At 60.8% G+C, this 12,337-nt stretch carries 12 protein-coding genes; 9 read left to right on the top strand and 3 right to left on the bottom strand.

Annotated elements, in window-relative coordinates; genetic code table 11:
- Positions 1-12: 12 nt before the first annotated feature.
- Together BMZ42_RS02915 and BMZ42_RS02910 are read right to left on the bottom strand one after the other, a co-directional pair.
- Positions 13-984, bottom strand: coding sequence for an ABC transporter substrate-binding protein (locus tag BMZ42_RS02915; RefSeq protein WP_091518361.1), 972 nt, complete (start codon positions 982-984; stop codon positions 13-15).
- A 226-nt stretch (positions 985-1,210) separates the two neighbouring features.
- Positions 1,211-2,884: an FMN-binding glutamate synthase family protein gene (locus BMZ42_RS02910; protein ID WP_091518359.1), complete on the bottom strand. Its 1,674-nt coding sequence runs from the start codon at positions 2,882-2,884 to the stop codon at positions 1,211-1,213.
- A 212-nt stretch (positions 2,885-3,096) separates the two neighbouring features.
- Here BMZ42_RS02910 and BMZ42_RS02905 point away from each other — a divergent pair, with 212 nt between their 5' ends.
- Positions 3,097-3,564: a nucleoside deaminase gene (locus tag BMZ42_RS02905; protein WP_091518357.1), complete on the top strand. Its 468-nt coding sequence runs from the start codon at positions 3,097-3,099 to the stop codon at positions 3,562-3,564.
- Positions 3,565-3,594: 30 nt separating this feature from the next.
- Here the strand turns inward: BMZ42_RS02905 and BMZ42_RS02900 are convergent, their stop codons facing one another.
- Positions 3,595-4,296 (bottom strand): GntR family transcriptional regulator, encoded by a 702-nt coding sequence (locus tag BMZ42_RS02900; protein WP_091518354.1) that lies wholly within the window; start codon positions 4,294-4,296, stop codon positions 3,595-3,597.
- Between the two features lie 256 nt (positions 4,297-4,552).
- Here BMZ42_RS02900 and BMZ42_RS02895 point away from each other — a divergent pair, with 256 nt between their 5' ends.
- The 8 genes from BMZ42_RS02895 (at position 4,553) to BMZ42_RS02860 (ending at position 12,336) form a co-directional block, all read left to right on the top strand.
- Complete coding sequence (locus tag BMZ42_RS02895) at positions 4,553-5,248, top strand: fumarylacetoacetate hydrolase family protein (protein ID WP_091518352.1); 696 nt, start codon at positions 4,553-4,555, stop codon at positions 5,246-5,248.
- Positions 5,249-5,253: 5 nt separating this feature from the next.
- On the top strand, positions 5,254-6,141 hold the full coding sequence (locus BMZ42_RS02890) for a polysaccharide deacetylase family protein (RefSeq protein ID WP_091518349.1): 888 nt from the start codon (positions 5,254-5,256) through the stop codon (positions 6,139-6,141).
- Between the two features lies 1 nt (position 6,142).
- On the top strand, positions 6,143-7,003 hold the full coding sequence (locus BMZ42_RS02885; RefSeq protein WP_091518347.1) for a branched-chain amino acid ABC transporter permease: 861 nt from the start codon (positions 6,143-6,145) through the stop codon (positions 7,001-7,003).
- Positions 7,003-7,950, top strand: a complete 948-nt coding sequence (locus BMZ42_RS02880; RefSeq protein ID WP_091518345.1) for a branched-chain amino acid ABC transporter permease — start codon at positions 7,003-7,005, stop codon at positions 7,948-7,950. The genes BMZ42_RS02885 and BMZ42_RS02880 overlap by 1 nt, the downstream gene beginning before the upstream one ends.
- A gap of 35 nt (positions 7,951-7,985) precedes the next feature.
- Positions 7,986-9,245 carry an ABC transporter substrate-binding protein gene (locus BMZ42_RS02875; RefSeq protein ID WP_091518343.1) on the top strand — a complete coding sequence of 420 codons (1,260 nt, stop codon included), beginning with the start codon at positions 7,986-7,988 and terminating at the stop codon, positions 9,243-9,245.
- Between the two features lie 59 nt (positions 9,246-9,304).
- Complete coding sequence (locus tag BMZ42_RS02870) at positions 9,305-10,063, top strand: ABC transporter ATP-binding protein (protein ID WP_091518471.1); 759 nt, start codon at positions 9,305-9,307, stop codon at positions 10,061-10,063.
- Positions 10,056-10,760 carry an ABC transporter ATP-binding protein gene (locus BMZ42_RS02865; protein ID WP_091518341.1) on the top strand — a complete coding sequence of 235 codons (705 nt, stop codon included), beginning with the start codon at positions 10,056-10,058 and terminating at the stop codon, positions 10,758-10,760. The genes BMZ42_RS02870 and BMZ42_RS02865 overlap by 8 nt, the downstream gene beginning before the upstream one ends.
- A gap of 79 nt (positions 10,761-10,839) precedes the next feature.
- A complete protein-coding gene (locus tag BMZ42_RS02860; RefSeq protein ID WP_091518338.1) occupies positions 10,840-12,336 on the top strand; it encodes an aldehyde dehydrogenase in 1,497 nt (498 codons plus the stop codon).
- Position 12,337 lies beyond the last annotated feature (1 nt).

Genomic DNA, 12,337 nt, shown 5'->3' with positions numbered 1-12,337 from the left:
ATGCGAGCCGCCTTACTGACCCATGACCTCGGAGAACTTCTCCTTGTTGTCGATGTCGTTGGCAAGAGCGGCGGCGGCGTCATAGCTCAGCACCTTGATGGCGGAGCGCTCGGGATAGCCTTCCGGCAGGGCAATGTCCTCGCGTGCGGGAATGTAGCCCTGCGTCGAGGCGAGCTGCTGACCTTCCTCGGAAAGGAGGAAGTTGACGAATGCCTTGGCAGCTTCCGGGTTCTTGGCAGTGGAAAGAATTGCCACCGGCTCGGTCACGGCGGACACGCCTTCGGTCGGGAAGACGAATTCGACCGGAGCGCCCTTGGCCTTCTCACGGATCGGCATGTAGTCGACGATCATGCCGAACAGCTTGTCACCGCCTGCGACGGCCTTGAGAACGTCGCCGTTGCCGCCTGAAGCGCGCGCTTCGTTGCTGGCAAGATCGCTGTAGAAGTCCCAGCCCTGTTCAAGATTGTTGGTCAAGGTGACGGTGTGGATCATCGCTGCGCCTGAGGTCAGCGGGCTTGGCATTGCGATCTGCCCTGCCGCTTCCGGTTTGGCAAGGTCGAGCCAGCTGGTCGGCTTGAACGGGGCACTGGTGTTATAGACGATGCCGGTGGTGATCAGCTTGGTCGGAAAATAGGTGCGGTCGGTGTCGACCAGCGCTTCATCGATGCCGGTGATGTCGGCCTGCGGGAACGTCATCAGGCGGTCCTGCGCCTTCAGCCCTTCCATGGTGACGATGTCGGCGATCAACAGCACGTCCGGCTGCGGCTGGCCGGCTTCGATCTCGGTCATCAGCTTGGCCATGATCTTGGGGGTGCCGTCGCGCACCCACTCGACCGTGACGCCGGGATATTTCGCCATGAAGGCGTCAGCGGTCTGCTGGGCGTCGGTGTTCGGCTGGCTGGTATAGAGCACCAGCTTGCCATCGACGGCGAGGGCAGGAGACACGCCAGCGGCGATCAGAAGGGCTGCGAGGACAGTGCGCATGAAAGAAACCTCGTCATGTTATGCGGCCGTCGGCCATGGGTCGAAATCGACGCATTCCTACCGGCCATTGATAACGGTTCCGTGACGACGCTAACCATCCGTAATTCTGGACGATCAGAGCTTCGCCGGGGATCGTATCCTGGCCGCTTGATGTGTGCTCTTAGCAGCCGTCGAGCCTGCGTGTCCAATGCCGGAATCCAACTTCCGGCATCGAAGCGGTGGACGACTAAGCGGTTTGGGTGGCGCTGGCTTGCGCTCGCGAGACAGAGCGCCGGGTAAACGGGCCGTGCGGAATTTCAGGCGGCGCAAAGCTGTCGGAGGTGGCGCGATCCCAGCGGCCGTACCAGTCGGCAAGTTCCGGAATTTCCTCATCGGCCAGAAGAAAGCCTTCCGGCAGATAGGGATATGCCTCGTTGCCGTCGACCAGCTCATTGTCCTTCTGGCGGAACATGAAGTGGTACGGCATGAAGTCGCGCGGGTCGGTCAGCCCGGCTGCGCCGGCAATCTCGCCCAGCGCACGCATCGTGTTGTGGTGGAAGCGGGCGACCCGGTCGCTCTTGTCGCCGACATCGAGCGCGCGCTGGCGCGAGGGATCCTGTGTCGCAATGCCAACCGGGCAGCGATTGGTATGGCAGGACTGCGCCTGAATGCAGCCGACTGCAAACATGAAGCCGCGCGCCGAATTGCACCAGTCGGCGCCCAGCGCGAGCGTGCGGGCAATGTCGAAGGCAGAGATGATCTTGCCGGCCGCGCCGACCTTGACCTCATGACGGATGCCTGCACCGCGCAGGGCGTTGTGCACGAAGGTCAGGGCTTCCAGCATCGGCATGCCGACCCGGTTGGCGAACTCGACAGGTGCTGCGCCGGTGCCGCCCTCGGCCCCGTCGACGACGATGAAGTCGGGAACGACGCCAGTCTTCAGCATCGCCTTGACCATGCTGAGAAATTCGCGGCGATGGCCGATGCACAATTTGAAACCGACCGGCTTGCCGCCGGACAGTTCACGCAGCTGGCCGATGAACTGCATCAGGCCGATGGGGGTCGAAAAGGTACTGTGGGCCGGCGGCGAAATGCAGTCGACGCCCATCGGAATGCCGCGGGCTTCGGCAATCTCCGGCGAAATCTTCGAAGCTGGCAGCATGCCGCCATGTCCGGGCTTCGCGCCCTGGCTCAACTTCAGTTCGATCATCTTGATCTGCGGGTCTGCGGCGATCACCGCGAACTTCTCCGGCGAGAAGCTGCCGTCATCGTTGCGGCAACCGAAATAGCCGGATGCAACCTGATAGATCAGATCGCCGCCAGCTTCACGATGATAGCGGCTGATGCCACCTTCGCCCGTGTCATGCGCAAAGCGGCCTTTCCTGGCGCCCGAGTTCAGAGCGAGAATGGCATTGGCCGACAGCGAGCCGAAGCTCATCGCCGAAATGTTGTAGAGGCTGGCATCATAAGGCTGACGGCAGGCCGACCCGCCAATGCGCACGCGAAAATCGGTGTCGTGGAGCACAACCGGCACGGCGGAGTGAGTGAGCCAGGCATAGCCGGAAGCGTAGACATTTTCGATGGTGCCGAATGGGCGCTTGTCTTCGTCACCCTTGGCGCGCTGATAGACAAGGCCACGATCCTGCCGGCTGAACGGCTCCGCGTCGCGGTCGCTCTCGATCAGATATTGCCGGATCTCGGGGCGGAAGCTTTCGAATATGAAGCGCAGATGGCCGATGATCGGATAGTTGCGCAGGATCGAATGCCTGCGTTGAATGACATCATGCACGCCCACGGCGGTCAGGACACCAGACAGGAGCGCCACAGGAAGAAGCCAAGGGCTATACAGCGATCCGATGAGAGCCAGCACCGTGAGAATTGCGACGCCCGCAAACACGTAGAAACGCTCGTAGATGACCATGATCGTTGTCGCCGTTCCGTCAATCAGGGAGACAATTCTTCCCCGCCAAGAATCGCCCGATAGTTAGTGCATCGGACAGCGTAATGCCAGACCGGTTATCGAACAGGATCGTGATCGGATGATGATTTTCGTTTGCCCGTTGCGAAATAATCCGGCCGCGCTATAGCCGGGGATCGTTATCGGAAGAGACGAGCACGCAAGGGAGGATTGACGTGAACCGGGATGAGGCTTTTCTTCAGCAGGCAATTGAACTTGCGCAGGGCAATATCGCCAAGGGCGGACGCCCGTTCGGTGCGGTTCTCGTCAAGGATGGCCAGGTCGTAGCCTCGAGCGTCAATCAGACATTCGAGACGAACGATCCGACCGACCACGCGGAGATGGCGGCATTGCGTGCTGCCACGCGCGCACTCAATTCGCCGGATCTGAGCGGAACGACCATGTACGCAAGCGGTCAGCCATGCCCGATGTGCCTGGCGGCCATGCGCATTGCCGGGGTCGAGCGCGCGGTTCATGCCTATTCGAACGACGATGGCGCGCCATTCGGACTGTCCAATGCATGGCTTTATGGCGAGCTGGCCAATCCTGCGGCCGAGCTGAAAATGAAGCTGGAGCACGCCGGCACAGCCCATGACAGCGCCAGCGGAATTTACGCTGAATGGAAGCAGGCCCAGTCCCGCTGATTCACGACTGAGGGCGGCATCGCCGCCCGTTCATTCGGCGTGCGGCTTGGAATGTAATGTGCGGATCAGCGACAGCTTCACGCTTTCGACGTGGTCGCGCATCAGGATTTCGGCGCGGCCACCGTCACGGGTCAGGATCGCTTCGTAGATGCGGTGATGGTCGTCATGGCGCCGGCGTACGTCGCGCGGTTCAAACGCGATCACGTTGTGGTGCGATGATGGCGCAACCTGCTGCGAGATGCGCAGCATGTCACGAATCATCGTCGAGCCGCCGGCCGCGTGAACGATGTCGTGAAAGGTCTTGTTGATCTGGCCGTAATGGCTGCGATCCTCGGGGGTGAAGGCCTCCTGATCGACAAGCGCATCGCCGGCGCTCAATGCTTCCTCGACCGCTTCCATCTGTTCCGTCGTCATGCCGGCCTGAGCGGCGCGGCGGGCAGCGAGGCCTTCGAGCGCTGCGCGAATCTCATAGGCCTGAACGATATCCTCAAGGCTGAATTCACGCACGTAATAGCCCTTGTTGGGCGTGTGGACGAGAAGTCCTTCTCCGGCGAGCGCCTGAAAAGCGGCGCGGATCGGCGTGCGAGAAACATTGAGCCGTTCGGAGAGGTTGATTTCGATCATGCGTTCGCCCGGCGAAAACTCTCCGGCAAGGATCGCGCACCGCAATGTTTCTGCAATGGATACACTTCGAGTAGTCGTTTCCGTTTCAGCTACCGCGGTGATTTTCATTTTTTTCCTGCGCTGTACCCCACCCTGCGGACGACAATATCACAGGGTTTCTAATCCACTAGCAATTAAGGCTTGCCGCGACTGGATTTCAACACGCGCCAACAATGGCGGCCTGTCGATCAGCGAGGAACCGTAATTTTTCAGATTGTACACAAAATCCTTTGACTCCGGCAAGATTGTATTTAATCTGACCGTGGAGATGCGATGAGCCCAGCGCCAGCGGGTTCGCGCAGGAGGATTAAGTGAGGGAATCTGCGTGGAATTTGTATTTGATCCGGTCGTGACGTCATTGGTCGTTGCGGGCCGCGAAGAGCGGTTTCCAGTTCGCCGCGTCTATTGCGTCGGGCGTAACTATCTCGACCATATTCGCGAGATGAAGGAAGGAGATGAGCGTGATCCGCCTTTCTTCTTCCAGAAGCCGACAGACTCGGTCGTGACCGACGGGGCGGTGGTGCCGTATCCGACCGCGACCGATGATTTTCAGTATGAGGGCGAGCTTGTCATCGCGATCGGCGCCGCAGGATACAATCTTTCGGTCGAAGAGGCCGGAAGCGTGGTGTTCGGCTATGCTGCCGGCGTTGATCTGACGCGCCGCGACCGCCAGCGCGAGTCCTTCAAGAACGGTTTGCCGTGGGAAATCGGCAAGAGCTTCGACCATTCGGGCGCCTGCGGCGTCATCACGCCGGTCGAAGAGTGCGGGCACAGGCTGTCCGGCTCGATCACCCTTAGCGTCAATGACGAACTGCGCCAAAGCGGTGATCTGGCCCAGATGATCTGGGGTCCGCTGGAGATCGTCTCACGCCTGTCTGCGCAATACCGCCTGCAGCCGGGCGACATCATCATGACTGGCACGCCTGCCGGCGTCGGCGCGATTGTGCCCGGCGACGTCGTGAGCGTGGCCGTCGAGGGGGTCGAGACCCTGACATTTTCTATCGGGCCGAAGGAGGAGTAAGCCCCATGTTGCCGACAGAACGCATCCAATTTTCAGCCATCAGCGAGCGCGAGCCGCTGAAGCTTCCGGACGGGAAGCGCATGGTTGTCTGGGTCATCGTCAATATCGAGGAATGGGATCCGAAGGAAACCATGCCGCGTACGGTTCTGACGCCGCCAGCCGGTGGATCGCCGTCGCCGGACATCCCGAACTGGGCGTGGCACGAATATGGCAACCGCGTCGGTTTCTGGCGTCTGCTGGAGATGCTGGACAACCACGGCATCAAGGCCGTTTTGGCCATCAACGGCAAGGCAGTCACCACCTACGAGGCGATTTCGAAGGCGGCACTGGATCGCGGCTGGGAATTCATGGGCCATGGCTTCGGCCAGAAGAACATGCAGAAGGTTCCTGACGAGCGCGCCGACATTCGCGCCACCGCCGAGGCGATCAAGGCCTTCACCGGCAAGTTCCCGCGCGGCTGGCTTGGGCCTGGCCTCACGGAAACCTGGGAAACCCCGGATCTGCTGGTCGAAGAGGGCTTCGAATATGTCTGTGACTGGGTGCTCGACGACGAGCCGGTGGTCCTCAAGACGCGCACCAACCCGATCGTCAACATTCCTTATACCCAGGAATGCAACGACGTTGCGATGATGCTGATCCAGCACCACAAGGCGAGCGAATACCACGACCGCGCCATGGATCAGTTCCGCCAGCTCTACCACGACAGCGCCAATTCGGCCCGCGTGATGGCTCTGGTCCTGCACCCCTACATCATGGGTGCGCCGCATCGCGCCATTCATTTCCGCCGTATCCTCGAGGAAATCAGCCGCCTGCCGGACGTTGCGTTCTGGACCGGCGAGCAGATCTACGACTGGTACCTCGAGCAGCGTCCAAACGCATTGAAGGGGAAGTGACGTGGGAGGGCTCAACCTCATCCAGTTGCTGAACGGACTGACCTTTGCGTCGCTGCTTTTCATCGTGGCCTCGGGCTTCACGCTGATTTTCGGCCTGCTGCGCATCGTCAATCTCGCACATGGCGCGCTGTATCTTTTCGGCGGCTATATTGGCTACACGGTTGCCGGTTCCACCGGCAACTTCTTCCTTGGCGTTCTCGCCTCCATGCTGTGCGTGGCCCTGATGGGGCTTCTGCTTGACGAGGGTCTGCTGCGTTTCGTGCGTGGCTTCGATCTTCGCCAGGTGCTTCTCACGCTCGGCGTTGCCTTCGTTCTCAACGACCTCGCGCTGGTTCTGTGGGGTGGCGACACCTTCTCGGTGCCGATCCCGGAGATGCTGCGGGGCGCGACCACCATTGGCGGTGTGTTCTATCCCAAGTACCGCATTTTCGTGCTGTTGCTCGGCGTTGCGGTGTTTGCCGCGCTCTGGCTGATGCTCAACCGCACGCGTCTCGGCGCATTGATCCGTGCCGGCGTCGATGATGCCGAAATGGTCGAGGCGATGGGTATCAACATCCGCCGCGTCTTCCTTGCCACCTTCATGCTCGGCGCATCGCTGGCGGGGCTGGGCGGCGTTGTGGGCGGTGCGTTCCTGACGCTCTACCCGACAGCGGATTCCGAAATCCTCGTGTTCTCGCTTGCGGTGGTGATCATCGGTGGTCGCGGAAGCCTCGTTGGCGCTGCCGTCGGCTCGCTCCTGGTGGGTCTGTTGAACACGATCGGTCAGGTCATGTTCCCGGAACTTGCCTACTTCGTCATCTTCGGACCGATGGCCGCCATCCTGGCATTCAGGCCCCTTGGTCTCTTTGGAAGGGCTGTGTGATGCTCGTTGACAGCTTCGCCAAAAACAGGCCGGCAATCATTGCAATTGCCATCGTGCTGCTGGTTTTCGGGATCGTGCCGATGTTCGGCTCGAACTACCAGATCAGCATTGCCACCGAAATCCTGATCTTCGCGCTTCTGGCCATGTCGATCGACGTTCTGGCCGGTTTCGCCGGGCGGACCTCGCTCGGTCACGGCGCGATCTTCGGCGCGTCCACCTATGTGGTGGTTTACTGGACCTCGGTGGTGGGCGGATCGCCTATCGTTGCCGTCGCGCTTGGCATCCTTGCGGCAACGCTCGTTGCAGCCGTCTTCGGAATGCTGGCGTCCCGCGTCTCCGGCGTCTATTTCCTGCTTCTGACCCTGGCACTGGGCATGATCGTGTGGGGCGTTGCGCTGCGCTGGACGAGTGTCAGCGGTGGTGAGAACGGCCTTCGCGGCGTCGGTCGGCCGGAGTGGCTGAACGATCCGACGGTGTTCTTCTACATCTGCCTCGGCATCGTCCTGACGCTGTCTGCCGTGATCTGGCGCCTGGTGCAGTCGCCATTCGGTCTGACCCTGCGCGGTATTCGCGACAGCGAAAGCCGGATGAGCAGCCTTGGCTATGGTTGCGCGACGCATATGTTCATCGCCTTCACGACGACCGGCTTCTTTGCCGGTGTCGCGGGCGCTCTTTATGCGCTGTTCAACAATTTTGTCAGCCCGTCGACGGTCCAGCTTTCGCAGTCGGTCGAGGGACTGCTGATGGCGATCCTCGGCGGTATCGGAACCCTGTTCGGGGCGTTTATCGGCGCAGCTGCGATCATCCTGTTGGAGAATTTTGTCAGTCAGTACACGGCCCGCTGGCCGATGGTGCTCGGCTTCATGTTCATCGCGACGATGATCTTCGCACCGGAGGGTGTGCTCGGCGCGATCCGGAGGATTTTCCGGGTCGGGAAGAAGTCCTGAAATTATTCAGACATTTGCAAAGTGGAGGATTACACATGCAACGCAGACAATTCTTGAAGTCAACCGGTGCGGTCTTGTCAGCATCGGCGTTCGGTACGCTGGCGACCCCGGCGATCCTGCGTGCGGACAATGCGCCGATCCGCATAGGCCTGATGACCCCGCTCAGCGGCGTCGTGGCTGCTGGTGGGCGTGAGATTGCAGAAGGCTTCAACCTGTTCTGGGAAGAGCGCGGCCATGAGATCGCCGGCCGCAAGGTCGAGATCATCACCGAAGACGATGCCGGAAACCCGGACACCGCACTGCAGAAGGCACGTCGTCTGGTCGAGCAGGAGAAGGTGGACTTCCTGTTTGGCAACCTGCTGGCAAACACCGGTCTGGCGGTTGCCAACTACGTCAAGGACAACGGTACCCCGTACTTCATCCCGGTGATCGCTGCTGACGATCTGACCCAGCGCCAGCGCATCCGCAACGTGATCCGTGTGGCCGGCTACACGGCCAGCCAGATGTCGCGTCCGCTTGCAGACTGGGCGTTGAAGCAGGGCTACAAGCGCGTCGCAACGATTGGCCAGGACTACTCGTTCGGTCACGAGCAGTGCGCCGGCTTTGCGCAGGTCTTCAGCGAAGGTGGCGGCGAGATCGTCGCGCAGCTGTGGAACCCGCTCAATACCGCCGATTTCAGCCCCTATATCGGCCAGCTGGCGAGCATGAACCTGGATGCCGTGTTTGCGATGGAACTGGGCGCAGACGCGACCCGCTTTCTGAAGCAGTATTCGGACTTCGGCCTGAAGGGCAACCTGCCGCTCCTCGGCGCGCAGAACTTCACCGATCAGTCGGTGATCCGCACGATGGGCGACGAGTGCGAAGGGGTCATCTCCTCGGCGCATTTCGCTGAAGGCTCCGAAAACCCCGAAACCCGCAAGTTTGTCGAGAACTACACCAAGAAGTTCGGCAAGATGCCGTCGCTTTACGGCTTCTCGCACTATTCCGGGGCATTGTGGGTCGGCCAGGTGATCGAATCCTTGAATGGCGACATTTCGGATCGCGACCTGTTCATTGACACTGTGCTGGCGAGCGAACTGCCGAATTCACCACTCGGCCGTCCGGTCAAGTTCGATGACTACGGCAACCCGGTCTACGACATCTACATCCGCAAAGTGGTCAAGAACGACGAAGGCAAGTTCTGGAACGTGCCGATCGAGACCTATGAGCAGGTGTCGCAGTTCTGGACCTACGATCCGGAAGAGTACCTCAAGTCGCCGGCCTTCTCGCGCGACTACCAGGGCATCAAGAAGTAAGTCACTCGATGCATGGGGAGGCCACGCGCCTCCCCACAGCGCCGAAGAAGCGAGATAAAGTGTCGGATCCTGTCCTTATTCTTGATAACGTCGTTGTTGCCTTCGGTGCGCTGAAGGCAGTCAAGGACATCTCACTCACTGTAAAAAGCGGTGAAAGGCGTGCCATCATCGGGCCTAACGGCGCCGGCAAAACCACGCTGTTCAACGCCATTACGGGTGTGCACATGCCGACCTCCGGGCGCGTCACCTTCAATGGTGTCGATGTATCCCGCAAGTCGGCGCATGTGCGCACGCGCCTTGGCATGAGCCGCACCTTCCAGATTACCAACCTGTTTCCGACGCTGACTGTCAGTCAGAACATGCAACTTGCGCTGATGGGAACGTCGTCGCGAAAGTTCTCGCTGCTGGGCAGCGCGGAGCCAACAGACGACGATCAGGAGCGCATCGATGACGCGCTCGGACTGTCGAAGCTCAGGGAACGTGCCGGGGCCGAGGTGCGTGACCTGTCCTATGGTGAGCAGCGCCAGCTGGAAATGGCGATGGCGCTCGTCAGCAAACCAAAGCTGCTGCTCCTGGACGAGCCAGCGGCGGGGCTATCGCCAGCCGAGCGCGTCATCGTAACCGATATCGTGCAGTCATTGCCGCGCGACCTGACCGTGATCCTGATCGAGCACGACATGGATCTGGTTCTCAAGCTCGTGGACTGGGTGACCTGTCTGAACAATGGCGAGTTCCTCGCCGAAGGTTCACCCGATTCCATCAGCAAGGACCAGAAGGTTCAGGACGTCTATCTCGGAAAGGCGCGCGATCATGCTTGAAATCAAGGATGTTCAAAGTTTCTACGGCGAGGCGCTCGTTCTGAACGGCGTCACGATGAACGTGAAGCCGGGTGAGGTCGTCGCACTTCTGGGCCGCAACGGCATGGGCAAGACCACGTTGATCCGGTCGATCATGTGCCTGGCCCAGCCGCAGGTGCGTGCGGGTTCGATCAAGTGGAATGGCGAGGAGCTTCTGGGGCTCAAGCCGCACGGCGTCGCGCAGCGCAAGATTGCGCTGGTGCCGCAGGGCCGCCGGCTGTTTCCGTCGCTGACGGTGACGGAGCATCTGACCATGATCAAGCCGACCAGTGTCAAGGAAGGCTGGACCGCGGAAAAGATCTTCGACATGTTCCCGCGCCTTGCCGAACGCCGTTCGCACCGCGGTAACCAGCTTTCGGGCGGCGAGCGCCAGATGCTCGCAGTCGGGCGGGCGCTGATGATCGATCCGGAAGTGGTGCTGATGGACGAACCTTCGGAAGGTCTCGCTCCTGTCATGGTGCAACATCTGGAGACCATCATTGCGGAGCTGGGCAAAACCGGCCTCGGCATCCTTCTGGTCGAACAGAATCTCTACAGCGCACTGGCCGTCTGCGACCGCGTCTACGTGATGGAGACGGGTCGCATCGTCCATGAGGCGTCCGCCGCAGAGGTCCGCACGGATCACAGCTCGTTGATGAAGTATCTCGTCGTTCAATAAGCCCGCGCAGCACTGTGTGGTGAGGAATGACCAATTCGGTGCGCGGTCTCATGACCGCGCCACTGGGAGGAGTTGTCACATGACAAAGGAATGGGGCCTCTATATCGACGGGGCCTATCGTCCGGCGATTTCCGGCAAGACCTTTACCGTCGAAAATCCAAAGAACGGCGATATCATCGCCACGGTTGCGGAAGGCGACGCGGCGGATATTGATGCAGCACTGGATGCGGCGGAGCGGGCTTTCGATGCGTGGTCCTCGCTTTCGGGGGCAGAGCGCGGTGATATCATGCACCGTGCGGCAGAGATCCTGCGCCAAAGGCTGCCCGAACTGGTGACGATCGAGATCGACCAGATCGGTCGCGCCCGCCGTGAAATGACGGTGCAGCTCGCCCGGCTGCCGGAGTGGTTCTCCTATTTCGGCGCGGTCGCGCGCACCCATGAAGACACGGTTCCTCCATTTGCGGGCAATTATCTCAACTACACGCGCCGCGTTCCGCTGGGCGTCGTTGGACACGTTACGCCGTGGAACCATCCGCTCTTGATCTTGACCAAGAAAGTCGTGCCGTCGCTTGCGGCGGGCAACACCATGGTGGTCAAGCCATCTGAGCTGGCGCCGATCACGCCGCTGCTTCTGGGAGAGATCCTGAAGGAAGCGGGGGTGCCGGACGGTGTTTACAACGTGGTGCCGGGCTTTGGCGCAACGGCGGGGCTGGCGCTGACGACGAGCACGCGGGTGCGCAAGATCGACCTGACCGGCGGCACCGAGACCGGCAAGCGTGTCGCAGCTGCTGCAGGTGCAAATCTGGTGAAGGTGGCGGCGGAACTTGGCGGCAAGGCGGCTCTGATCGCGTTCGAGGACATGGACATCGACCGTGTGGTGTCGGCGACCCTGTTTGCCTCTTTCATCGCCACCGGGCAGACCTGTGTGCAGGGTTCGCGCCTGCTGGTTCACCGCTCGATCCATGATGAAGTCGTCAAGCGGCTGGTCGAGCGCGCGGGAAAAATCCAGCTCGGCGATCCGCAGGATGAAGCCACGCAGCTGGGGCCGATGGTGTCGGCACGCCAGCGCGAGACCGTCGAACGCTACATTCGCATTGGCATTGAAGAAGATGGCGCAACGCTGGCCTTCGGCGGCACGCGCCCGCAAGGCAAGGCGTTCGATGGCGGTTACTATATCCACCCGGCGATCTTCACCGATGTGACGCCGCAGATGCGTATTGCCCAGGAAGAGATATTTGGCGCTGTTGTCTGCGTCATCCCCTTCGACACCGAAGAGGAGGCAATTGCCATCGCCAACGGCACCGAGTTCGGCTTGGCGACCAGCATCTGGACCCGCGATGTCGCGCGCGCTCATCGTGTCGCGCACAAGCTGCAGTCGGGCATCACCTGGATCAACGATCATCATCGCATCGATCCGGCATCGCCGTGGGGTGGGTTCAAAATGAGCGGCCTCGGTCGCGAGAACGGGCTCGTCGCCTACGAGGAATACACCCAGATCCAGAACATCATCGTCAATCTGTCTGACGCCCAATTCGACTGGTACGCCGATGACGGCCAGCCGAAACGGTATAGCTGAG

It is taken from the genome of Aquamicrobium aerolatum DSM 21857, assembly GCF_900113935.1.
Classification (GTDB): Bacteria; Pseudomonadota; Alphaproteobacteria; order Rhizobiales; family Rhizobiaceae; genus Aerobium; species Aerobium aerolatum.
This window is presented reverse-complemented; position numbering and strand designations above follow the sequence as displayed.